The sequence below is a fragment of the Polynucleobacter sp. Adler-ghost genome, from assembly GCF_018688495.1.
In the GTDB taxonomy this organism is placed as follows: Bacteria; Pseudomonadota; Gammaproteobacteria; order Burkholderiales; family Burkholderiaceae; genus Polynucleobacter.
In genome coordinates, this window is sequence record NZ_CP061320.1 from 1830052 (window position 1) to 1854581 (window position 24530).

The 24530-nt window shown below is 44.1% G+C and carries 24 protein-coding genes and 1 pseudogene; 10 read left to right on the forward strand and 15 right to left on the reverse strand.

Annotated elements, in window-relative coordinates; genetic code table 11:
- The first annotated feature begins 3 nt into the window (after nucleotides 1-3).
- A complete protein-coding gene (gene dacB, locus ICV89_RS09470) occupies nucleotides 4-1560 on the forward strand; it encodes a D-alanyl-D-alanine carboxypeptidase/D-alanyl-D-alanine-endopeptidase (protein WP_215308406.1) in 1557 nt (518 codons plus the stop codon).
- On the opposite strand, the gene ICV89_RS09475 is transcribed toward dacB, so the two are convergent.
- The 7 genes from ICV89_RS09475 to ICV89_RS09505 all read right to left on the reverse strand — a co-directional run bounded on the left by ICV89_RS09475 (nucleotide 1506) and on the right by ICV89_RS09505 (nucleotide 9047).
- The gene (locus ICV89_RS09475; RefSeq protein WP_215308407.1) at nucleotides 1506-2600 is read right to left on the reverse strand and encodes an L-threonylcarbamoyladenylate synthase; all 1095 of its coding nucleotides are present in this window, start codon (nucleotides 2598-2600) and stop codon (nucleotides 1506-1508) included. The genes dacB and ICV89_RS09475 overlap by 55 nt on opposite strands.
- 2 nt (nucleotides 2601-2602) lie before the next feature.
- Complete coding sequence (locus tag ICV89_RS09480) at nucleotides 2603-3787, reverse strand: 5-(carboxyamino)imidazole ribonucleotide synthase (protein WP_215308408.1); 1185 nt, start codon at nucleotides 3785-3787, stop codon at nucleotides 2603-2605.
- 4 nt (nucleotides 3788-3791) lie between these two features.
- A complete protein-coding gene (gene purE, locus ICV89_RS09485; RefSeq protein WP_215308409.1) occupies nucleotides 3792-4286 on the reverse strand; it encodes a 5-(carboxyamino)imidazole ribonucleotide mutase in 495 nt (164 codons plus the stop codon).
- 80 nt (nucleotides 4287-4366) lie between these two features.
- On the reverse strand, nucleotides 4367-5263 hold the full coding sequence (locus ICV89_RS09490; RefSeq protein WP_215308410.1) for a phosphoribosylaminoimidazolesuccinocarboxamide synthase: 897 nt from the start codon (nucleotides 5261-5263) through the stop codon (nucleotides 4367-4369).
- Between the two features lie 7 nt (nucleotides 5264-5270).
- A complete protein-coding gene (gene fba, locus ICV89_RS09495; protein WP_215308411.1) occupies nucleotides 5271-6335 on the reverse strand; it encodes a class II fructose-bisphosphate aldolase in 1065 nt (354 codons plus the stop codon).
- Nucleotides 6336-6396: 61 nt separating this feature from the next.
- The gene (gene pyk, locus ICV89_RS09500) at nucleotides 6397-7833 is read right to left on the reverse strand and encodes a pyruvate kinase (RefSeq protein ID WP_215308412.1); all 1437 of its coding nucleotides are present in this window, start codon (nucleotides 7831-7833) and stop codon (nucleotides 6397-6399) included.
- 2 nt (nucleotides 7834-7835) lie between these two features.
- Nucleotides 7836-9047, reverse strand: a complete 1212-nt coding sequence (locus ICV89_RS09505) for a phosphoglycerate kinase (RefSeq protein ID WP_215308413.1) — start codon at nucleotides 9045-9047, stop codon at nucleotides 7836-7838.
- 211 nt (nucleotides 9048-9258) lie between these two features.
- Here ICV89_RS09505 and ICV89_RS09510 point away from each other — a divergent pair, with 211 nt between their 5' ends.
- The 5 genes from ICV89_RS09510 to ICV89_RS09530 are packed head-to-tail and all read left to right on the forward strand — an operon-like array spanning nucleotide 9259 to nucleotide 12583.
- Nucleotides 9259-10182, forward strand: coding sequence for a branched-chain amino acid transaminase (locus ICV89_RS09510; RefSeq protein WP_215308414.1), 924 nt, complete (start codon nucleotides 9259-9261; stop codon nucleotides 10180-10182).
- Nucleotides 10183-10196: 14 nt separating this feature from the next.
- Nucleotides 10197-10388 (forward strand): zinc-finger domain-containing protein, encoded by a 192-nt coding sequence (locus ICV89_RS09515; protein ID WP_082091923.1) that lies wholly within the window; start codon nucleotides 10197-10199, stop codon nucleotides 10386-10388.
- Between the two features lie 45 nt (nucleotides 10389-10433).
- On the forward strand, nucleotides 10434-11471 hold the full coding sequence (gene waaF, locus ICV89_RS09520) for a lipopolysaccharide heptosyltransferase II (RefSeq protein ID WP_215308415.1): 1038 nt from the start codon (nucleotides 10434-10436) through the stop codon (nucleotides 11469-11471).
- A gap of 34 nt (nucleotides 11472-11505) precedes the next feature.
- Complete coding sequence (locus ICV89_RS09525; RefSeq protein WP_215308416.1) at nucleotides 11506-11940, forward strand: nuclear transport factor 2 family protein; 435 nt, start codon at nucleotides 11506-11508, stop codon at nucleotides 11938-11940.
- Between the two features lie 13 nt (nucleotides 11941-11953).
- On the forward strand, nucleotides 11954-12583 hold the full coding sequence (locus ICV89_RS09530) for a DUF2946 family protein (protein ID WP_251370832.1): 630 nt from the start codon (nucleotides 11954-11956) through the stop codon (nucleotides 12581-12583).
- Here the strand turns inward: ICV89_RS09530 and ICV89_RS09535 are convergent, their stop codons facing one another.
- Complete coding sequence (locus tag ICV89_RS09535) at nucleotides 12584-14281, reverse strand: M48 family metalloprotease (RefSeq protein ID WP_251370833.1); 1698 nt, start codon at nucleotides 14279-14281, stop codon at nucleotides 12584-12586.
- Between the two features lie 44 nt (nucleotides 14282-14325).
- Here ICV89_RS09535 and moaC point away from each other — a divergent pair, with 44 nt between their 5' ends.
- Complete coding sequence (moaC, locus tag ICV89_RS09540; protein WP_215308418.1) at nucleotides 14326-14799, forward strand: cyclic pyranopterin monophosphate synthase MoaC; 474 nt, start codon at nucleotides 14326-14328, stop codon at nucleotides 14797-14799.
- A 76-nt stretch (nucleotides 14800-14875) separates the two neighbouring features.
- On the opposite strand, the gene ICV89_RS09545 is transcribed toward moaC, so the two are convergent.
- The 7 genes from ICV89_RS09545 to ICV89_RS09575 form a co-directional block, all read right to left on the reverse strand.
- A complete protein-coding gene (locus tag ICV89_RS09545) occupies nucleotides 14876-15373 on the reverse strand; it encodes a pilin (protein ID WP_215308419.1) in 498 nt (165 codons plus the stop codon).
- 119 nt (nucleotides 15374-15492) lie between these two features.
- Complete coding sequence (locus ICV89_RS09550) at nucleotides 15493-16200, reverse strand: TerC family protein (protein ID WP_215308420.1); 708 nt, start codon at nucleotides 16198-16200, stop codon at nucleotides 15493-15495.
- A gap of 81 nt (nucleotides 16201-16281) precedes the next feature.
- Complete coding sequence (sucD, locus tag ICV89_RS09555; RefSeq protein ID WP_215308421.1) at nucleotides 16282-17175, reverse strand: succinate--CoA ligase subunit alpha; 894 nt, start codon at nucleotides 17173-17175, stop codon at nucleotides 16282-16284.
- Nucleotides 17176-17189: 14 nt separating this feature from the next.
- Nucleotides 17190-18359, reverse strand: a complete 1170-nt coding sequence (gene sucC / locus ICV89_RS09560; RefSeq protein WP_215308422.1) for an ADP-forming succinate--CoA ligase subunit beta — start codon at nucleotides 18357-18359, stop codon at nucleotides 17190-17192.
- Between the two features lie 157 nt (nucleotides 18360-18516).
- Nucleotides 18517-19059, reverse strand: a complete 543-nt coding sequence (locus tag ICV89_RS09565; RefSeq protein ID WP_215308423.1) for a regulatory protein RecX — start codon at nucleotides 19057-19059, stop codon at nucleotides 18517-18519.
- A gap of 7 nt (nucleotides 19060-19066) precedes the next feature.
- Nucleotides 19067-20155 (reverse strand): recombinase RecA, encoded by a 1089-nt coding sequence (recA, locus tag ICV89_RS09570; protein WP_046330807.1) that lies wholly within the window; start codon nucleotides 20153-20155, stop codon nucleotides 19067-19069.
- 117 nt (nucleotides 20156-20272) lie between these two features.
- Entirely contained in the window at nucleotides 20273-20806 is a 534-nt protein-coding gene (locus tag ICV89_RS09575; RefSeq protein WP_215308424.1) for a DUF2878 domain-containing protein, read from the reverse strand.
- Nucleotides 20807-21246: 440 nt separating this feature from the next.
- Between ICV89_RS09575 and ICV89_RS11020 the strand changes: the two are divergent.
- The 3 genes and pseudogenes from ICV89_RS11020 to ICV89_RS09585 all read left to right on the forward strand — a co-directional run.
- Nucleotides 21247-21444 (forward strand): annotated as a pseudogene (locus ICV89_RS11020) (hypothetical protein); the annotation flags it as partial.
- Nucleotides 21445-22356 (forward strand): hypothetical protein, encoded by a 912-nt coding sequence (locus ICV89_RS09580; protein WP_251370834.1) that lies wholly within the window; start codon nucleotides 21445-21447, stop codon nucleotides 22354-22356.
- A gap of 59 nt (nucleotides 22357-22415) precedes the next feature.
- The gene (locus ICV89_RS09585; protein WP_215308426.1) at nucleotides 22416-23342 is read left to right on the forward strand and encodes a DUF5655 domain-containing protein; all 927 of its coding nucleotides are present in this window, start codon (nucleotides 22416-22418) and stop codon (nucleotides 23340-23342) included.
- The last annotated feature ends 1188 nt before the right edge of the window (nucleotides 23343-24530 follow it).

Genomic DNA, 24530 nt, shown 5'->3' on the forward strand with positions numbered 1-24530 from the left:
GTAATGCGCACCAAACCCTATTCGCCCTCTGCCATCCGTCTATTAGCCTTTTTATGGGCTAGTCTGATTACTTGTCAAGCCCACTCCGCTGACATAATTGCTCAAAATACTGCTCTTCAGTATATCCCTAAGGCCGTAGCTGCCAGCCTTGAAAAGAGCCAGATTCCAAAAGAATCTATCAGCATTTCAGTGATGGAAATAGAGCCAGGCCAGCCAGGGAAAATAACAGCAAAAACAAAGGTGGACTGGCGTTCTAAGCAGGCAATGAATCCTGCGTCAACCATGAAACTGCTCACTACACTCACTGGTCTAGATGTACTAGGACCGCAATATCGTTGGCGTACAAATATCTATACCGATGGGCTTATTCGTCAGGGCACCCTTAAAGGGAATCTATATTTGCAAGGCACCGGAGATCCAAAGCTAGTTCCCGAAGAAATGGCCAAAATGATGAAGGCCTTGCAAAATCTGGGGATTCAAAAAATTGATGGTAATTTATTTTTTGATAGAAGCGCCTATGCCCCTAATGCCATGGAGCACAACACAATTGATGGGGAATCCTTGCGCGCCTATAACGTGCCGCCAGATCCTCTCCTATATGCTTTTAGAACCCTCTCATTTCAATTAGGTAAATCGCGTACTGCAGACTTTATTGACATAAGCTACACACCTCCACTATCACAACTCAAAGTGATCAATCAGATGCAATTGGTTGATCAATCCTGCGATAGCAGGAAAGGTAACATTCGCTTTAACTTAGATCCGGAGAGCGATGGAGCAAACACTAACCAACCTCTGACCGCTCAATTTTCTGGTAACTTTCCAAAAGGCTGCAAGGGGGTGAGCTATAACGTCGTTGTTTTGGATGCGAATACCTTTTTCACTCAAGGCTTCGCCGCAGCTTGGGAGTTAGCTGGTGGATCTTGGATTCAAGCACCCACCGGACAATCTGCTACGGTCCCTCTAGCAGCCCGACTATTACTCCAGTTTGAGGGCATCCCCCTGGCTGATGACGTACAAGACATTAACAAGTTTTCGAATAATGTCATGGCTAGACAATTGATGCTGACCTTGGCTCTAGAGAAGATGGGTAAGCCTGCAAGCACTAAAAATGGTGAGCTCGTAATTCAGAGCTGGCTAAAGGGTTTAGGACTTCAGTTTCCAGAACTCGTCATTGAGAATGGCTCTGGTCTATCCCGCAATGAAGCGATCTCTGCTGAACATATGACGCAATTATTAGTTACGGCTCGTAATTTATCCGTTACGGATGCGTTTTATAACAGCCTTCCAATTGCAGGAACAGATGGCACGATGAAAAATCGCCTCATGACACATTTACGGAAATTTTTGCATTTGAAGAAAAAACCTGAGGCTCGAATCAAAACAGGGGCACTTGTGGATGTAAGGGCAATCTCAGGCTATGTGATGAGTAAATCTGGAAGGATGTATGCGGTGACCTCCTTCATAAACCATCCCAATGCTTTGAGAGGCTTAGAGGCGCATGATCAATTATTGGCGTGGCTACTAAATGATGGGCCAGACCCAAAACAGGCACGCTGAAGTCGGTCCCGAACCCCATCCCACTCTTCGCCTGCTGGGGGTTCAGGAAACAAAATCAAATCCCAACCCTGTTGATCTAGATCTCGCAGGGATCGGTATAGGCGGCTTGCAAATGCAACACTATCACTGGGCACAATAAGCTCTTCAAAATGCGCTGATGGATGTCCATCCTCACCTAGTGAAGAATCTGAATCCCAAACTGCAACCGCTACCCGTGACTTGATATCTGGGAACTCACTCAGAGCGTCCAAGACTCTACCTGGTGGATACATTCTTAATGGGGTTGTCGGGGCATAATGCGCACGTAGATTACCAGAGACTCTTGGCAGGACATCTTCTGACTGCGTTGGACTGAGCTCTCCAGGTAAATAGACTTTGATGCCCGTCTTTAAAAGAATTTCTTTGGGAGTGATGAGGCCTGGACGCAATAAGACTGGATGATCGCCTGAAGATAAATCAATGATGGTTGATTCAATGCCGACTTCGCAATCACCACCATCCAAAATCATAAGATCCAATATGCCTTCAAACTCACTTCGGACATCAGCAGCACTGGTTGGTGAGACTTTTCCAAAACGGTTCGCCGATGGTGCAACAACCCCACCCTTAAATTTACGGATTAACTCCTGCGCAATTGGATGGGCAGGTACTCGAATTGCTACCGTATCCTGACCGCCAGTAAGTTCGTTTAAAACGCTTTTGTCTTTTTTAAAGACTAGGGTCAGTGGACCCGGCCAAAAAGCATTGATGAGTTTTAACGCAGATTCCGACAAATCTCTTACCCACGGCGCAAGTACTGGCACCCAATCTACTTGAGCCTGATCAAACTGATCAGGTGCTGCTAAGTGAACAATTAGTGGGTGATTAGAGGGTCTACCCTTGGCCGTAAAAATTTGTTTAATTGCATCAGGATTCTTTGCATCCGCTCCCAAGCCATAAACCGTCTCAGTCGGAAAGGCTACTAAGCCGCCATCTCGCAAAGTTTGTACCGCTTCGTTAATGACTGCAGATGAATGCAGTGCGCTACTGTCACTGGACATTACTAAGGCTCGATCCCTAATTCAACTGCGACAGCTGCGCAATTTTGGCGAGCCTGGTTAATTGATTCACCTAAACAATTGATATGGCCCATCTTTCGACCCATACGTGGGTCAGATTTACCGTATAGGTGTAGCTTCGCATCTGGATGAGAAAGCACCTTATCCCAAGCAGGCTCTCTTGCCTTATCCTCGCTGCCTTCGTACCAAAGATCTCCCAAGAGATTGAGCATGGAGACTGGCGCTAGCAAGCGGGTGTCGCCTAAAGGTAAGCGAGCCATACTTCTGACCTGCTGTTCAAACTGACTACTAATGCAGGCATCCATGGTGTAGTGGCCTGAGTTATGCGGACGCGGAGCAATTTCATTGGCAACGATGTCACCGCTCTTGAGCACGAAAAACTCCACACATAACACGCCCACGTAATCAATCTTACGGATCAGCGCTTTAGCAGCCTCAATAATTTTTTTCTCTTGAGCAGGCTTCAGTGATGGGGCTGGCACGGTAGAAGTATGCAAAATACCATCGCGATGGATATTTTGAGAAACAGGGTATGCCACTACCGCATCATCATATCCGCGCACTACTAAAGCAGAAACTTCGAAATCTAAATCCATCCGCTTTTCAAGAACACAAGGCACCTTACTCAATTGGGTCCAAGCAGCAACTAGATTGGCAGAGTCATAAACTGTAATTTGACCTTTGCCGTCATAACCCATGCGAGCCGTTTTCAGAATGCCAGGAAATAGATCTGCAGGAACATGAGCAATATCTGCATCATGCTCAATGACAGAGTAAGGTGCAGGCCCAATACTGGTTTCCGCTTTCCAAGTAGCCAAGAATTTTTTTTCAGCCACGCGGTTTTGTGCCAAAGATACGCAACTACTGCGAGGCGCTACAAAGACGCCTAAAGATTCGAGTTCGTCTAAAGCTTGTGCAGGAACATTCTCAAATTCCGTACTAACGGATTTACATAATGTTGCCATCTCTTTTAGCGCTGCAGAGTCGGTGTAATCGGCTTGAATAAATTTTTCTGCAATCGAGCCAGCTGGACTATCTGATCCAGGATCCAGAACGCAGACCTTGTAGCCCATCGCTTGAGCAGCTTGAGTAAACATCCGCCCTAATTGACCGCCACCCAATATTCCTAAATACGAGCCCGGCAAGATGGGCTCCAAACGATCTACCATCTGATTAATATCCCGGCAAATTCATGGAGCGCGCGGTAGCAGACTGCTTTGCACGAAACTCTTCCAGCTGTTTTGCCAAAGCAGGATCGTTCACTGCCAGATTGGCAATGACATGTAAGGCTGCATTTGCAGCCCCAGCCTCACCAATCGCAAACGTTGCTACCGGGATTCCTTTAGGCATTTGCACAATGGAATACAGAGAGTCTTCGCCACGTAAGTATTTGCTAGCGACTGGAACGCCATAAATCGGAATAATTGTTTTTGATGCCAACATGCCCGGCAAATGCGCCGCACCACCAGCGCCAGCAATAATCGCCTTAAGGCCATTTTTGGAGGCATTTTCTGCATAGGTAAACATATCGTCTGGCATGCGATGGGCAGAAACGACTTTAGCCTCGTGAGCAATGCCAAACTGCTCTAGCATTTGAGCAGCATGCTGCATGGTGTCCCAATCTGAATTGGATCCCATTACTATTCCGACTACTGGCTTTTTGCTCATTGACCTCTCCAAATGCCCTGATCTACATCGTTAATCTATCCAAGGCCTTATTATCCCAGCCTTTTGAAGGCTTTATAAAATTAGGCCTTAGTTAAGCGAGCGAGGGCTTCGCGGTACTTTTCCGCTGTTTTATCAATCACATCTACCGGCAAAGCAGGTGCCGGAGCTGTTTTTGGCCAAGGCTTGCCATCAACTATTGCTGTTTCGAGCCAGTCCCGGACAAATTGCTTGTCATAGGAAGGGGGATTTGCACCCACATAGTAGGTTTCTGCAGGCCAAAAGCGAGAAGAGTCGGCGGTGAGGATTTCATCCATTAATACCAACTGACCAGCGTCATCTAAGCCAAATTCAAACTTAGTATCAGCAATGATGATTCCACGAGTAGCGGCATATTCAGAGGCTTCTTTGTACAAACGAATACTAACCTCACGAATTTGATTGGCCAATTTCTCACCAATCATCTCAATCACTTTGTCAAAAGAGATATTTTCATCATGCTCACCCATTTCCGCTTTAGCAGCAGGAGTAAAGATAGGCTCAGGCAACTTCTGCGCATTTTCAAGGCCTGCTGGCAATGCAATACCGCACACCTTGCCAGTTTCTTTGTAATCCTTCCAACCACTACCAGCTAGGTAGCCTCGCACTACCGCTTCAACCAAGATTGGCTTGAGGCGTTTAGCTACTACTGCACGACCTTTGACCTGATCAAGCTCATCGACTGGCACTACGCTTTCAGGATCAATACCCGTCAAGTGATTCGGAATCACCTTAGCCAACTTCTCAAACCAAAAATTAGCCATTTGATTGAGCACAATTCCCTTTTCAGGAATCGGTTGACCCATCACTACGTCAAAGGCAGATAGGCGATCTGTGGTGACCATGAGCAACTTGTCATCACCTAGTGCATATACATCACGCACCTTTCCTTTAGAGAGTAAAGGGAGTGACTTAATGGAAGTAGCGTACAAAGCGGGCATATTTAACTCACTTCACGATCTGGGCTAATTTGCCACTCTTGTATAGCTCAGCCATTTTTTCCAAAGGAATTGGTTTAATTTTGGATGCCTGACCTGAACAGCCAAAAGCATTGAAGCGGGCAATGCAAACCTTCTTGGCCGCTTCACGTGCAGGCTTGAGGTAATCACGTGGATCAAACTTACTTGGATTCTCGAACAGATAACGGCGAATAGCGCCAGTCATCGCCAAACGAATATCAGTGTCGATATTAATTTTACGAACACCATTCTTAATGCCCTCTTGAATTTCTTCAACAGGCACGCCATAAGTTTCCTTCATGTCACCACCAAACTCACGAATCTCAGCGAGCAACTCTTGTGGAACACTAGATGAACCATGCATCACTAAATGTGTATTTGGAATGCGGGTATGAATTTCCTTAATACGCTCAATCGCTAAGATGTCACCTGTTGGCTTCTTGGTAAATTTATAAGCACCATGACTAGTGCCAATCGCAATCGCCAGGGCATCACATTGGGTAGCTTTTACAAAGTCAGCAGCTTGCTCAACGTCAGTTAATAGTTGCTCGCGCGTCATCTTGCCATCTGCGCCGTGACCATCCTCTTTATCACCTTGCATAGTCTCTAGTGAGCCAAGAACACCTAGCTCAGCCTCAACAGTAACTCCAATAGAGTGGGAGAACTTGACAACCTCTCTAGAGACATCAACGTTGTATTCATAGCTAGCAACAGTCTTGCCATCAGCCTCTAAGGAGCCATCCATCATCACGCTAGTAAAACCACTCTTGATAGCAGCCATACATACTGCAGGACTTTGGCCATGATCTTGATGCATCACAACTGGAATATGGGGGTAGGCCTCGACTGCAGCTGAGATTAAATGACGCAAGAATGATTCACCAGCATATTTACGAGCACCAGCAGAGGCTTGCATGATGACCGGGGAATCTGCTTCATGAGCAGCCTCCATGATCGCAGTTACCTGCTCTAAATTATTGACGTTAAACGCTGGCAGGCCGTAGCCATTTTCAGCAGCGTGATCCAAGAGTTGTCGTAAAGATACTAAAGCCATGATGGTCTCTTAATTGAAATGTTAGTAATAAATAATATGACTCAATGTTTTCAAAAGTGAATTACTTCACTTGAATAATCTTGAGTGAATTTGTACCACCTGGCTCGCCCATTGGCTCACCAGATGTCAGGACAACGACGTCACCCTTCTTCACTGCACCCATCTTTTTTAAGCAATCCTCTACTTCTTGCAACGCGGTATCACGATGCTTGGTGTAATTTAAGCCAATAGGAAATACATTGCGGTAAGTACTCAAGGCGCGCTGAGTAGCAATCTTTGAAGTCAAAGCAAAAATAGGCAAATGGATATTGTGGCGACTCATCCAAACTGCAGTAGATCCGGAGTCGGTTAAGGCGGCGATCGCATTGGCATTAAGGTGATGCGCTGTAAATAGAGCGCCCAAGGCAATCGTTTGATCAATTCGTGAGAAGGTCTGATCCAAGAAATCCGTATCTAGTTTTACACGGTCTGACTTTTCCGCCTCAACACAAATCTCAGCCATTGCCTTGATAGTTTGCACTGGGTAGTTACCTGCAGCAGATTCAGCTGACAACATAACTGCATCTGTGCCATCCAGAACCGCATTAGCCACGTCACTCACCTCAGCACGCGTAGGTACTGGAGCATTAATCATGGACTCCATCATTTGCGTGGCAGTAATCGTAAACTTATCAGCCTCGAGTGCGAGTTTAATCATGCGTTTTTGCAAAGCAGGAACAGCTGCGTTACCAACTTCAATCGCTAAGTCCCCACGCGCAACCATAATGCCGTCACTCTCCGCGATAATGCTTTTTAGAGCTTCAGTTTCAATAGCTTCAGCACGCTCCACCTTAGCAATCGTACGAACCCTACCAACGCCATGCTTTGCACTAGCCGCATCTGCCAGTTTGCGGGCATAGACCATGTCTGCACCGTCTTTTGGAAAACTGATCGCCAGAAAATCTACGCCCATCGCAATTGCGGCATCTAAATCAGCAATATCTTTTTCCGTTAGTGCTGGTGCAGTCAAGCCACCGCCAGCACGGTTAATACCTTTGTTATTTGAGAGTGGGCCACCTTGCTCTACCAAGGTAAAAATTTCTCCACCTTTTACGCTCTCGACTCGAAGAACAACTAAGCCATCATTCAATAACAGTCGATCACCCGGCTTGACATCTTGTGGTAACTCTTTGTAATCCAAACCTACGCGCTCTTGATTACCAAGCTCACATGCAACATCCAAAATAAATTGCGCGCCTTCTTTGAGGAGAATTTTGCTATCAACAAATTTACCCACACGAATTTTGGGGCCCTGTAGATCGGCCATGATGCCAACCTCTTTGCCAACTTCTGCGGAAATACTTCGCACCAAATCGTGACGCGCTTTGTGATCTGCAATGGTGCCATGAGAAAAGTTCATTCTCACAACATCTACACCTGCACGAATCATATCTCGCAATACTTCAGGCTTTTCTGATGCAGGTCCCAAGGTGGCAATGATCTTAGTTGCTCTCAACATATTTAGTCTTTCGCTCGTTCAGCCAATACTGCAAAGGCTGGCAAGGTTTTACCTTCTAAGAATTCTAAGAAAGCGCCACCGCCAGTAGAGATGTAATCCACTTGATTTTCAATACCGTACTTCGCAATCGCCGCCAAGGTATCGCCACCACCAGCAATAGAAAATGCGGGTGAATGGGCAATCGCTGCCGCCAACATCTTAGTGCCACCACCAAACTGATCAATCTCAAATACGCCCAATGGCCCATTCCATACAATCGTGCCAGCGTGCGCAAGCATGGTAGATAAACGCGCTGCAGTCTTGGGGCCGATATCCAAAATCATGTCGTCATCAGCCACTTGATCAGCAGCGACACGATTTGCACGCGCTAATGGAGAAAGTTCATTTGCCACAACGACATCTTCAGGGATAGGCACATGCGCACCGCGCTTTTCCATAATCTCCATGATTTCTCGAGCCTCATTCACTAAATCTGGCTCTGCTAATGATTTACCAATTGGCAAGCCTTTGGCCAACATAAAAGTATTTGCAATACCACCACCCACAATCAACTCGTCTACTTTGTCAGCTAAGGCCTTGAGAATAGTGAGCTTCGAAGATACTTTGGATCCTGCCACAATCGCTACCAATGGGCGCTTTGGGCTTGCTAGAGCACGGCTCAAGGCATCCAACTCTGCTGCCATCAATGGGCCAGCGCAAGCAATCGGTGCATATTTGGCTACGCCATTCGTAGTTGCTTCAGCACGGTGAGCAGTACCAAAGGCGTCGTTGACATACACATCACACAAAGCAGCAATCTTCTTAGCCAACTCATCATTATTCTTTTTCTCGCCCACGTTGAGGCGACAGTTCTCTAGTAATACCAACTCACCTGGATTGACTTCAAAGTTACCCTCTACCCAATCGCTAATTAAAGGCACTTTACGATTTAAGAGCGTAGCAATCCTGTCGGCTACGGGAGCCAAACTATCTTCGGGTTTGAATTGACCTTCAGTTGGACGCCCTAAGTGAGAGGTCACCATGACTGCCGCACCCGCATCCAAGCACATTTGTACTGCTGGCATAGACGCTCTAATCCGGGTATCTTCCGTGATATTACCTACCTCATCCTGAGGAACATTGAGGTCGGCACGGATCAAAACTCGCTTTCCCTTGAGAAGACCTGCTGCAGCTAGTTCACTAAGGCGCTTTACTTTAAAGAGGGTTTCCGGCATGAGAATAGGCAAATAGAGTGGTTTATAGGGAATGCTCCATTCTAAATCGTCTGAGCTTCCTACCCCAAAGGAATTGGGCTGTCAGACTGTCCTGCCTGCTCTACAATAAAGGCTTAGGCGTATTTTAGGTCTTAAGGCACCTCAGGAGCTTGGACCCCTGTTTTACTGAATTGAATCACCCAATTTATTAAATATTTAAAAGGTAGAGAAAATGTCGATGTCCGACCGCGATGGCTTTATTTGGTCCGATGGGAAGCTTGTTCCCTGGCGTGAGGCCAATGTTCATGTGCTAACCCACAGTCTTCACTACGGAATGGGTGTATTTGAGGGTATTCGTGCCTATAAAACCCCCCAAGGTACCGCCATTTTCCGTCTTCCAGAGCACGTTAAGCGCTTATTCAACGGAACTAAGATTTTTCAGATGAATATGCCTTGGACCCCCGAGCAGATCTCCAGCGGCATTATTGAGGTCGTAAAGAGCAATAAGCTGGAAGCTTGCTACATCCGACCGATTATCTTTATCGGCTCCCAAAAACTCGGTATCTCCCCCAAAGGTAATAGCATTCACACCGCGATCGCTGCATGGGAATGGGGCGCTTATTTGGGTGAAGATGGTCTTAACAAGGGTATTCGCGTTAAGACATCCTCATTTACCCGCCACTTTGTGAACTCCTCACTAGTTCGCGCTAAGGCCTCTGGTTACTACATCAACTCCATTTTGGCTAACCAAGAAGTAACAGCTAATGGCTACGATGAAGCCCTCCTACTAGATACAGAAGGTTATGTATCGGAAGGTTCTGGCGAGAACATCTTTATTGTTAATAACGGCATTATTTACACCCCAGATCTAGCCTCTTGTTTAGACGGCATTACTCGTAACTCCATCATGCAGATCGCTAAAGATCTTGGCTATGAATTGCGTGAGAAGCGTATTACTCGCGATGAAGTGTACTCAGCAGATGAGGCTTTCTTTACCGGTACTGCCGCTGAAGTAACGCCTATTCGTGAGTTAGATGACCGCACCATTGGTGATGGTAAGCGCGGCCCGATTACTGAGCAAATCCAGAAGACTTACTTTGATGCGGTCTACGGCAGAACCGATCAATATCAGTCTTGGCTAACTTACGTGAAGTGATTGGAAATCAGATCATGAGTGAAGCTCAAGTTGTAATGGTTGATGGCAATAAAGATTTGCCTTTACATTGCCCAACCAATAAAACCCCTAGCTGGAATTCGCATCCACGTGTATTTCTTGATGTAGCTAAAACGGGTGATGCTAAGTGTCCTTACTGCGGCACTGAGTACAAACTCACTCCCGGTACCGAGCCTCACGGGCACTAAGCCTAGCAGCACCCCAGCGAGGGGTGCTGTGTCGGGATACCTCATATGAATCGTATTCTGATCATCGCTCCCAATTGGATTGGTGATGCTGTTATGTCCCAGCCACTGCTAGCGAATCTCAAAGCAATTTACCCGCAAACACAGATAGATGTTTTAGCAAGTCCTTGGGTTGCACCGATTTATCGTGCTTGCTCAGAAGTACATCAAGTCATTGAAGCGCAACTAGAGCATAAGCAATTGCAATGGGGCTTACGTAAGCAACTAGCAAAGCAACTTGAATTAAACCAATACACGGTCTGCTTCGTTCTGCCCAATAGTTTCAAGTCTGCCCTCATTCCTTGGCTTGCTAATATTCCCTTTCGAATTGGCTATCGCGGAGAGATGCGCTTTGGGCTTATTAATCTTGCTCTAGATAATCCGAGCAAAGTAAATCGTCCACCGATGGCGAATCATTACTTTGCACTTGCTAATGTGCTGGAGCACTCACAAGAGATTGATGCCGGCAAGCCTTCAGATCCTAGGCTCAATATCCTACCTACAGCCAAAGAATCAATCGGCGCGAAGTTACGAGCCGCAGAAATTAACGGAAATTTAATTTATATACTTTGCCCAGGTGCTGAGTATGGCGCAACAAAACGCTGGCCTGCCGATCACTTCGCCTCTCTCGCACAGCAGTTAATCGCCAATGAGTCAGATGCTCATGTGATTCTTCTAGGCGGCAAGGGTGATCATGCGTTGGGTGAGAGCATTAAGGCTGGAGCAGGGAATGACTTACAAATATATAACTGGTGCGGTAAGACTTCACTAGACGAAGCAATTGCACTCATTGGGGCGAGCAAGGCACTGGTCAGCAATGACTCGGGCTTAATGCATATTGGTGCTGCATTGAAAATTCCACAGGTCGCTATTTTTGGCTCAAGTGATCCACATCACACCCCACCACTGTCTGATAAAGCTAAAGTACTTTGGCTAAATCTAGCTTGTAGCCCATGCCATAAAAAAGAGTGTCCACTAGGTCACCTAAAATGCTTAAACGATATTTTGCCTAACACCGTACTAGACGCTATTCAAACACTCCATTAATTTTGCAGCACCACACATCACCAGAAAGTAAGTCATGTCAAAACTAGCCAGACTTTTTCATAACGCAGATGAAGTAGTGGATGCTTGGCGTGATGCCTTAAAGAATCGTGATGTCAAAGGGGCCTTGGCAATCTGGCTGGATGATGATTCGATTACTTGCGTACTACCAGAAGGCCAGCGACTCAGTGGTCATGCAGAAATTCGGGAAGGTCTAGAACGCCTCTTAGCTAAGCAAGCTCTTTTTTTAGAGCCGATTGCCTGCATTAGTCACTCTGTTTTAGGGGCTGCAGTCTACGACACCACTGAGGCTGTTCATATCAGACCCGATCAAATTGAAGCAGCATTCTTTCTTAATATCACCTTAGTTCTTCTACAAGATAGTCAAGGTTGGCGGATTGCACATCTTCATGCCAGCCACTCCACTGAGGATACCTTTGATGCGCCCTCCACTCCACATGGACTGCATTAACTAGTAATGCCATATGGATTGGTGTCTCATGGATGAGCAGGTTCTTCGATCACTAATCAAGTGGCCAAATGTCCCGCACTGCTTTGGCTGGTTAGTCCTTGATCGTCGCGGTCAATGGCGCATGCGTGATGAATTTTCCCAAGCCAATCAACTAGCTGGGAATGTAATTCGCCATACAACCCTGAATGAATATATCTCCAGAAATTACGCACACGACTCTTTGGGTAGATATTTTTTCCAGAATGGGCCGCAACGGGTTTTTATTACACTAGATGCTACGCCCTTCATTGCTCGAATAATTCCGAGTGCAAGCGGTCCTGAGCTATTAACCCAATGCGGCACAGAAATAAAACCACAGGGTGTCCTAAGTGATGAAAAAGGGAATATCTATATCACTGGATTATTTCAACAAACATTCTCTGATCAAGTCGATAGCGCGGTATTTACAAAAACAGAATCTCTATCTGTTGCACTCTTGCATGATCATGATTTAGATCTCTTTTCGGAGCAATCTCAGGTCAATGAAGATGCTTGCAGCTTTAGAGGCTTTTGGCAATGGAAAGGCAATCAACTGCCCATTGAGCCTATTCACTCTAGAGAATTAGCTCATCGCTTTAATTTCATTAAAGCACCAAGCGAATAATTAGCTAGGCATATTTTTGCCCTGCTCCTTCAATTCTTCTTGATATTGCTTTTGCATTTCACGAAGACGTGCATCAATACTAGAAGCCTGATAGAAATCTGCTCCACCAGAAGATCTGGCAATTTTGAGTTGCTCGATAGCAGATGGCCATGCACCCTCAAGCGCATACTTTTCTCCGAGGGCGTAATGACGCATCGGCACATTTTTAGCTTGATCATAAGCATTAGAAAGCATGCTCCACCAAACCACTTCATTTGGCTGCAATCTTGTGCGCGCCTTTAACCAGTTGATAGCGTCACTGGTACGACCTAGTTTCAGATACGCATTCATCATCGCCGCTCCAGCAGCATAGGATTGTGGAAAAGCTTTCAAAGTAGCTTGAGCAATTTGCAAAGCCTCATCACCTTTTCCCCTGGCCAATGCCAACTCGGAAGCTGTAATGTCTAAGGAGAGGCTTTGGCGCAAAATGGGCGATCCTGGTGCACTAGCGCTATTTGCTAAATTACGAGCTTGTTGCAAATAGCCAGCAGCCTGGTCTAACTTCCCTTGTTTTTGTGCAACGAGCGAAAGCCCATAAACACCTTCCATTTGTTTGCCAGGGGCTGATTGTTTACTCAATCCCTCAAAGGTATTTTTTAAGTCATACATCTGGCTAGAGCTTCCAGACTGCTCCATGCGAGCACGTGCTTTGATGAAATAAAACTCTACTGCCGTAGGTACATTTTTACTCGCGATATTACGAGCACGATCTTGCATATCCGCAATACGATCAGTGGTTAATGGATGGGTGCGTACATAAGAGGGCACACCACTATCCATAATGCCTGTCGCTTTTTGTAGGCGCTGGAAAAAACCTGGGGCACCATTGACGTCATAGCCACTCGCCGCCAGAATCTGAAAGCCAATCCGATCAGCCTCGCGCTCAGCATCTCTTGAGTAGGAGAGTTGGTTATTGATTGCTACTGCTTGACCACCCTGCATGAGGCCAGAAGCAGCGCCCGGATTACGTGAGGCAGCTAAGGCACCCAACAATATGCCAGCGAGGGCAATCATCGTATTGGTAGTCTGCCTATCCATCTGGCGAGCCAAATGACGTTGCAATACGTGACCGGTCTCATGACCCATAACAGAAGCTACTTCTGAATCTGTTTCAGCACTTACCAGCAATCCCGTATGAAAACCAATAAACCCACCTGGCAATGCAAATGCGTTAATGCTGCTGTCTTTAACGGCAAATACCTCAAAGTTATAGGCGCCACTACCCTGCTCATTCGCACCGCCCAATTGCAGACGTTTTGCCGCCTGTAATAAGCGTCGCTCCATTTGATTTAAATAGTCATAGATCGGTAAATCATTCGAATAATCCGGATCCGGACGAATCTGCCGCATGATCATTTCGCCATACTTTTTCTCATCCATGCGACTCAAGCTATCGCCACCTGGGTCACCCATATCCGGGAGCACAAAACTGGGTTGGCTAAGAGGTGCATTGCGTGATGGCAGATTTGAGGAGCGAGCATCAGGCGACTGGACCGCTCTACCCAAGTTTTGCAAGGCAGCCGACTCCCCTTGCACCGACACATCCCCTGTTATCGAGGAAGGTGCAGGTCCAGCTGCATAGACAAATCCAGCACTTGGCCAGGCCAAACTCAGAATGAGCTGAGTAGCCAAGATTCGTCTAAAAAACGATATACCCATTGATGTCTTTATGACTTGCATCCCTATATGGTAAAACTTATCCCATGAACAAACTAACTCATTTTGATGCCAGCGGCCAAGCCCATATGGTCAACGTTGGCGATAAGCCTCATACCCACCGAATTGCCGTTGCTACAGGCAAGATCACCATGCTCCCAGAGACCTTTGACATGATTAAAGCGGGCACCCATAAAAAAGGAGATGTTTTAGGTATCGCCCGAATAGCTGGTATTCAGGCATCTAAAAAGACCTCTGACTTGATCCCTCTTTGCCACCCTTTGGCACTGACCCACGTCAGCCTGGAGTTTGTTCTAAACGAAGACACTAGCAGCATTACTTGCCAAGTCAGAGCTGAAACAACCGGTCCCACTGGCGTTGAAATGGAAGCCCTCACCGCAGTTCAAGTTGCCCTTCTCACAATCTACGATATGGCCAAAGCTGTTGATAGGGGCATGGTGATGGGCGATGTCCACCTGCTAGAAAAGAGTGGTGGTAAATCTGGGGAGTGGAAGGCTTAATACACAAAGCTTCACTATGAAAATAATAAAGCCACCCCAAGGTGGCTTTATTTCTGATGAAGTAGTGATGAGTTTCTTATTTGCTGATACGGCACTCTGAAGGTAACAGTTGAGGTAGCAGATTCGTTTCAGAGGAGCGACAAGACCATCCACCAGCCCAAATCGATCCTTCTGGCTTAGATAAATCAATTGCTTTGGGAACATTGGCATCTGGATCATTTGTCGGAATAAGATGTAATGTATTTTTATTGTCTGGCGCAACGTTATTCTGAAAGTCAATGGCAATAGCGCCTGAAGGTGTAATCTCAATTAACTTCACACTGCGCGTTGGCACAAAGGTAAATGAACCGCTAGTTGCTTCATCCATCAGCACTGTACCTCTGCTAGCAAATGCTTCTGTCACAGCCAATTTTGCACTTGAAGATAGATTCATGCCTTCTACTATGCGACTACGTGCAATGTAATCTTGGTACTGAGGAACCGCAACGGCAACCAAAATACCAATGATGGCTACGACAACCATCACCTCGATTAAGGTAAAACCGGATTCTTGTTGTTGATCTTGCATAGGCATGGTGATTAGCTCCTGAGGTTAAATACCTCATCATCCAGTCTATACCCATGGGACTCAAGATGTCCAAATGTAGGAAAAGCCGGCTTTGAAGGCCGGCTTTTCTGATTAATGCTAAAAAATTAATGCGCTTCTTGAGCTGCGTTCTTTTTCTTAAAATAGGTGCCAACAAGAATAACAATTACTATACCGATGACTTCAAAAGCCAACTTCGCATCGCCCAGCGCCTCCTGAATACTGTCTTTAATTGCTGGATCATCCACCAACATACCGCCAGCTAACAAGCCCAACAGGCCCGCACCCAAAGTAATGATGATCGGAAAACGCTCCATTACCTTCAGTAACATGGCGCTACCAAATATGATTAGCGGAATAGACATACCTAGACCAATAATCAACAACAGGAGTTGAGTCTCTTGTGGGCCTTTTTGAGCTGCTGCTGCAACCGCTAAAACGTTATCCAAACTCATCACTAAGTCTGCGATCAAAATCGTACGAATAGCCGCCCAAATACTGGTCTTGGCTTCCATGTGTTCTTCGCCGCCACTATCGGACAACAACTGAATGCCGATATAAAGTAATAGCAAGCCGCCAACGATTTTTAAATATGGCAGCGTTAATAAAGCAACTGCAGTAATCGTAAGGACAACACGCAAAATAATAGCCGCAGCACTACCCCAAAAGATTGCCTTTTTTTGCTGAGCTGGCGGGAGATTGCGTGACGCCAGTGCGATCACCACTGCGTTGTCACCTGATAACAAGATATTAGCGACGATGATTGAAAGTAATGCCGCCCAAAAGCTTGCATCTGAAAATGCTGAAAAATCCATGATGTCTCCGTACTTTTATATTTTAGTTTTAACTACAAGATGATACAAAACTCATGCCGACGAATCGGCATGAATCTTCTATTACAACATGGCTTTAAGTAAAGCAGCCATTTCTGATGGGTTTCTAGTTACCTTAAAGCCACATTCTTCCATCACAGCAAGCTTTGCATCCGCTGTATCTGCACCGCCAGAAATCAATGCGCCGGCATGGCCCATACGTTTACCAGGAGGCGCTGTTACACCAGCGATAAAGCCAACAATAGGCTTCTTCATATTGGCCTTACACCAGCGCGCTGCTTCAGCTTCATCTGGACCACCGATTTCGCCGATCATGATAACTGCATCCGTATCTGGATCTTCGTTAAACATGCGCATCACATCAATGTGCTTCAGACCATTGATTGGATCGCCACCAATACCTACCGCTGTGGACTGACCTAAACCAACCGCTGTCAGTTGACCAACGGCTTCATATGTCAAAGTACCTGAACGGCTCACTACACCAATACGGCCCTTTTTATGAATATGGCCAGGCATGATGCCGATTTTGATTTCATCTGGAGTAATGATTCCAGGGCAATTTGGGCCAAGCAATAAAGTCTTCTTGCCGCCGGCAGCTTCTTTTGCATGCATCTTGTTACGAACTTCCAACATATCCTTAACTGGAATGCCCTCAGTAATACAAATCACAAAATCAAGATCGGCTTCAACAGCTTCCCAAATGGCAGCAGCAGCGCCAGGAGGTGGGACATAAATTACAGAAGTGGTGGCACCAGTTTGCTGGGCGGCCTCTTTTACTGTTCCATAAATTGGAATATTGAAAATAGACTCACCAGCTTTTTTAGGATTAACGCCAGCAACAAAACAGTTTTTACCGTTAGCGTATTCCTGACACTTTTCTGTATGAAATTGGCCAGTCTTACCAGTAATACCTTGAGTAATTACTTTAGTATTTTTATTTACCAAAATAGACATATTGATTTCCTTGATTATTTGTTTTTCGCAACAGCAGCAACTACCTTAGTAGCAGCTTCTGCCATTGAATCGGCGCTAATGATTGGTAAACCAGAGTCTGCAAGAATCTTCTTGCCTAACTCCTCATTGGTACCCTTCATACGCACGACCAAAGGTACAGTCAAGTTCACTGCCTTACACGCTGTAACGACACCGTCGGCAATCACGTCGCAACGCATAATGCCGCCGAAAATATTCACCAAAATTGCTTCAACGCTCTTGTTCTTGAGCATGATCTTGAAAGCTTCTGTTACTTTCTCCGCAGTTGCGCCACCACCAACGTCCAAGAAGTTTGCTGGCTCTCCGCCAAATAATTTAATGGTGTCCATCGTTGCCATTGCCAAGCCTGCACCATTCACTAAGCAACCGATATTACCGTCAAGTGAAATGTAGGCTAAGTCAAACTTAGAAGCCTCGATCTCGGCTGCATCTTCTTCATCTATATCACGGTAAGCCATGATTTCTGGATGACGATATAAAGCATTTGGATCAAAATTGAATTTGGCATCAAGCGCCTTGATTTTGCCGTTGCCTTCAAGAATGAGTGGATTGATTTCCACTAATGAAGCATCGGTTTCCCAATAGGTTTTGTACAAGTTTTTAAATACATCGCTTGCCATTGGAATTGAAGCATCTGGAACACCAATGCCTTTCGCAATAATCTGACAATCAGCATCCGTCAAACCAATTAAGGGATCAACAAACACTTTAATAATTTTTTCCGGATGAGATTCTGCAACCTCTTCAATATCCATTCCGCCTTCGCTGGACGCCATGATCACATTCTTCTGTGTGCCACGATCTGTGACGATACTAAAGTAGTACTCTTTTTTGATGTCAGCGCCATCTTCAATCAAGAGACGATTTACTTTTTGACCTTCTGGGCCTGTTTGATGAGTTTTCAGCTGCATCCCCAAAATTTCAGAAGCGTACTTCTTCACTTCGTCCATGCTGCGGGCTAACTTCACACCGCCGCCCTTACCGCGACCACCCGCATGAATTTGTGCTTTAACAACCCATACTGGTCCGCCAAGCTTTTCGGCAGCTTTCATTGCCTCATCAACACTAAATGCAGGGATGCCGTTTGGAACAGGCACATTAAATTGGCGTAGTAGTTCTTTGCCTTGGTACTCGTGAATTTTCATTATTACTCCCGAAACGATATCTTTTAGCAAGCGATGAGGATTAGTAAAACCGAATTAACCTTGTCCACCTATTTAAGCAAAGGGTAGCGGTTTAGCCGACTTCGTAAGTCTATCATGCTGCAATGCGTCAACTTGGTCTATTTGCTCCGTAATTGCCCTAGTCTGGACGCCCTGCCACTATCTTAGATACCACGGCTAAGCTAAAGCCCTTGGAAGCCAGAAAACGATATTGCCGAGCCCGTTCCTTTTGCTCGCTTGCCACTACACCGAACTTACGCAACCACAATTCATGTGCACGCTGGTATTCAGTCTCTTTTAAGGTCTTGAGAAGGTCCGCAGTCTTTGAGCTATCGATACCTGCCTGTGTGAGCTCGTCCTGTATTTTTCGGGCGCCAAATCGCTCGCTACGACGTCGTACAAGAGCCTCCGCAAATCGCTGATCGGAAAGCCAGCCGCGCGTCTCAAAATCATCTAAGACAGCCTCGATCTGAACAGTGAGGGAAGTGGAAGTGCTTGGTGCAACTTCGTCAGAATCCTCCTCGGCAGACCTGAACTTCAACATCCTTGTCGCAGACTCTTCAAGTTTTGCTGCTAGCCCCTTGCGACTGTACTCTCGCATAGATAAAAGGCGCAAAGCCCGAGCTTTGAGACTCGGGCTTTGTTTCTTCTTTTTTTGAATAGTACTACCTAACTCTGACATCGAAGAATTACGCTTCCTCTTCTTCGCTCAAAACGTCACTGACTATTGCTGTGCCAGTCTTTACTCCTAATTTCGCACGAATTTTGGCTTCAATATCTTGAGCGATGGCAGGATTCTCTTTCAAGAACTCTCGCACATTGTCTTTTCCTTGTCCAATACGATCACCGTTGTAGGCATACCAAGAACCTGACTTTTCAACGATATCTGCCTCAACACCCATATCGATAATTTCACCTTCTCGAGAAATTCCAGCGCCGTACATGATGTCAAAGATGGCTTCGCGGAATGGTGGGGATACCTTGTTCTTGACTACTTTCACGCGAGTCTCATTACCAACTACTTCATCGCCTTTCTTGATGCTACCAATGCGACGAATATCTAAGCGCATAGAAGCGTAGAACTTCAGTGCATTGCCGCCAGTTGTAGTTTCTGGTGAACCAAACATCACACCAATTTTCATGCGAATCTGGTTAATAAAGATGACTGTTGTATTGGTACGCTTGATCGCGCCAGTCAATTTACGCAAAGCTTGACTCATCAGGCGGGCTTGGAGGCCTGGTAATGAGTCGCCCATATCGCCTTCGATCTCAGCTCTTGGAACTAATGCTGCTACTGAGTCAATTACGATTAAATCAATTGAACCTGAGCGCACTAAGGCATCCGCAATTTCCAAGGCTTGCTCACCAGTGTCCGGCTGAGAGATCAATAAATTATTCACGTCTACACCTAAACGTGAGGCGTACTGAACATCTAAAGCATGCTCCGCATCAATGAAGGCACAAGTTCCACCAATCTTCTGCATCTCCGCAATCGCGTGCAAAGTTAGCGTGGTCTTACCTGAAGATTCTGGGCCGTAAATCTCAATGACGCGCCCGCGGGCTAAACCACCCACTCCAAGTGCAATATCTAAGCCCAATGAACCACTGGAAACTACCTGAATGTCCTGATGAATCTCTGCATCACCCAATCTCATGATTGAGCCCTTACCAAATTGCTTTTCAATTTGTGCTAAGGCTGCAGTCAACGCTTTTTGCTTATCTCCGCTCATTCCGTCAAATTCGGATGAGGCTGATTTTCTCTTATCGTCCAAGGCCATTTTTGATCCCTTTTCACTATTTGTTAGGCTGTTTTTCGAGTTTTTTGTGTTTTTTGTCAACATGCAACTTACTGTATATAAAAACAGTACTATTTGCAAGTGCCTTTTAAAAAGAATTTACTGCTTTTGAATTAGTCCCTCACTGACATGACGACTATGCCAATGGAAAAAGAGTGGCATAGCACCCCCCCAAATGATGGCCAAGAGCACCATTCCCCCCAGCTGTCCATTGGGCCCCCATGAACCTGCGCCCATACGAATACCAGCCTCATAAGACATTGGACCCGCAATTGCCCCCAAGACCGCTCCCAGCCATGGTCTGCCACGCAACCAGGATAAAGATCCGTTAATAGTGCTAGCTACCAATGCCCATAGGGTCCACATCCAAAATGGGGATAAGTAGGCGCTAGGCCAAGCGTCTTTAAAGTACAGAAAGCCTAAATTAGCTATAAGTGTGTCAGCACTCACTCCAAATATAACCGCCTTAAATATTAGCTTTAGCTCTAGCTTTGAGTGCTCTGAGCGCCAAATGTGTATGACAAGATAGAAAAGGGTGCCAATGACGGGCCATAAAACCTGCTCATTAGCAGCGCCAATAATGCAGGCAAACCAACCGATTTGGAAAAGCACGAAATTCCAAAATTTAGCCATCGATCAGCTCCAAGCAAAATTACCTAAGAAAAAGGCCACTGCCGATGGGCAATGGCCTCTTGATTTGGTGGCGATTCAGGGATTCGAACCCCGGACCTGTGGATTATGATTACGATTTGATCCACAGAACCAAACATTATACCCTTATATCTATTGGGCGCCAAGGCGATTCAACTAAAAAGTACCTAACTATGTACCTAACTCGTAATACAATAAATGAACCCAATTATTGAATCATTATGAGTAGATCCACCCCTATTACATCCTCAATACAGACTATCTCGGGATATCCCAAAAAACTAGTCGTGTACCTAACTTTATCTAGTAAGTATTACTGGGTACGGGTTTACTTTCAAGGGAAGTATTTCACTAAATCCACAAAAACAACGAATTTAGTCGAATCTAAGAAGTTCGGGATTAAGTTCTACGAACAAGTCTTGATGAATAGTGTCATTACGAAGACTTCAGACACAAATAAGTCATTTACGGTGGTTGGTCGAAATTATCTCGAATCGATTAAACCGACCTCCCTACCGACTGTGTATCGAAGTGATAAATCTCGATTTGAGTATGAGTTATCCCCATTTTTTAATGAACAAGATATCTCGACTATTACGAATTCTCAAATTAGTCGATTTTTGAACAAACTATCAGAAAAGACCCGATCCCTCTCTACTCTGAAACATTACATCGTTGTTTTACGAAAAATTCTCAAGTTCGGTCTATCTAACGACTTAATCGACAAACTTCCTGTTTTTCCAAAACTCAGTAATAAAACACGAACAACACAAAAACGAGATTACTTAACAGACGAAGAATACGAATCAATCGTCAGAATGAGTGAACTGTGTTCAAACGAAAATTTAATAGTTCGTGGTGTAGAGATAACACTAGAGATGAAATTCTTAATTCAGTTCATGGTCAATTCTTTCATCAGACCCTCCGACTTACGAGTGATTAAACATAAACACGTCACGATAAAGAAAGAGGGTAAAGATGAATGGATCGTCTTATCACATCCCGCGACTAAGACAAACGCAAATGAAGTTCAATGTATGACCGCAAGTGTAGGAATATACAAACAACTTTGTGAACTTCGATTAAAGAATCAAACAAAGATTTCTCCTGACGAATATTTGTTTTTTCCTCAATACACTAATCGTGACACGATGATGAGTGTTGTCGGTAGGTTGTTCAGAAAAATAGTCGAGAGAACAAAACTCGAAACTACAACAGATAAGAACATCACACTCTATTCATTACGTCACACATCAATCATGATGAGATTAGTAAAGGGTAATGTAAACACACTTCATCTTTCTAGAAATGCTCGTACCTCACAACAGATGATTGACCAGTTTTATAGTCAACATCTAACCACCGACCAAGTTCGTGTTCATTTACAACGATTTGAGAGTGTCGAAAAGAAAAAAGAAGAACAACTCAAAAAACGACTAGATAAACAGAAACAAAAAGAAATTGAGAGAAAAGTTGTAGAAAAGATGAAATCCAAGACCCCCTTAAAAACCACCAAGAAAGTTCAAAAATAGTTCGGAATCAGAGTTAATATATCTCTGTCAAAACATCAATAAATTGATTGGAAGTAACAATGGACTTATACAGACTAACTAAGAATAAGAAATTAGAGTTAATTGAAACTACTAAGTTCGATTTAGAAAAAGACATTCAATCTGTAATAGAAAACCATACCCAAGAACTTTTTAATCTTCAGTTTGTAAAAAGTGAATTCTCAATCAATGGATATCGTCTAGACACTCTCTGTTTCAATCAAGAAACAAATTCATTTGTAATTATCGAATATAAAAACACTAACTCGTATTCCGTAGTTGACCAAGGATTCACATATCTATCAACGATGTTGAATAATAAATCCGACTTTGTATTGGAATACAACGAAGTTACAGGAACAAATTTAAAACGAGATCAAATTGACTGGTCTCAATCAAGAGTAATTTTTGTATCACCTTCATTTAGTCAATATCAAAAAGATAGTGTGAACTTTAAAGACATCCCTTTTGAACTATGGGAAGTTAAAAAATATAGTGACGACTTAGTAGGTTTGAAACAACTCACAAGTAACTCACGTCAAAGTATGAAAGGTCTCGAAAAATCGAAAGACAAAGTATTGAGTGAAGTCGAAGTATTTGATGAAGATTCTGTATTTCAAAAAAGTTCAAAGAATGTTCAAAAATTATATGAAGAAATAAAAGAAAAAATGTCAACGTGGAATGATGTTTCTTTTAACTCAAAGAAAAATTATGTTTCAGTTCTAAGAGGTAACAAAGTTAAGATTTATCTAATTCCACAAAAAAATCAACTCAAATTTGATATGGTTAGAAGAATTGATTTCAAGGGAAATGTTCAATCTATACCAATCAAATTTACTCTTGATGATCCAAAGAATATTTTCAAGTTACTAGTCAATGAATATAAAGAAATTTATACACTTAGTATTGATGACAATAAAAACCTTGACTACATTCTTCTGTTGATGAAACAGAAATTTGATTCTTAATCTCTATCTTTTTAGTTAATTTGATTCTTTATAAAAAAGTTCATTTCCACTCAAACTGAATATTTCTGAAATTTTATTTCTGGAGAGAATCACGATTTTTTGAATTTTCCATTTTTATGAATTTTTAGGAAATCACTAAATTGAAAGAATTTAAGATTTTTGACTTTTCGTCAATTTTTCACTTTCGACAAAACCATCAAAATTCACAAAAAAATCTCAAAATATTTTGGTTAATATCACAATGTGGAACGATTTAAGGTATCAACTTGTATAAATAGATATGTAACAAGTGATTCCGACACAAACACCACAACCATTGACAAATGTAGGTATGGAGATGTGGGTCAATACATGATGAAGTAGTTACCAAAGACAGACTGGGTAAATTAAATAATTACTGTCACGATGAGTAATGAATACTCAATTAGTTTGGATATCGTTCGTGTGGTACCAAACTGATACCGTTGGAAAGAAGATGTAAAGGAAAACGACTAACCGTCCTCCCTGTTTAACAGGTTATCTACACGAATGTATCTGAGAGTCCTAGACACAGATGAACACTTTATCTCGGATAGGTAAAGTGTATCTTCAAATCCTTCCACAGATACATTGGTACTAGATTGGTTCTCGTGGATGGATCCATATTTCTTATATTAATTAATTCAATGGATCCTTAATACGAGGAACGAGTATTAAATGACGTAGTCATCCACTAGATTGTTCCATTGATGAACTTTCCTAGTTTCCACTATCAATCACCAGATTCCTTTCCATATAAATAACCATAAGAACCTAGTATCCACTTACTTGTCGTTACCAGTATCGGGACATTGAAGTGAGTTCTAGTCTTAGTTTCTATCCCCAATTTACCAAAGGAACCAAATGAACCAATTCACTATTGAATCTACTCCACAAGTTCAATATCCGTTAAGACTTGATTACCAACTCCATAACAAGTTTCATTCCCTATCTAAACGAACCAAGATTCCCATGTCTACCTTAGGAAGACTATCTATCACTATGTTCTTAGATGAGGTTGATAACAAAGGAATTACAACAGTATTAAATGAAATGGAGACGATATGACATCGAGAGAACTAGAACAACTGGAGAAGAAGTCTATCTACACGATGAGAGTAAGTTCAGACTTAAAGGATCAGGTCATTAATGGATACTTAAACGAACTGA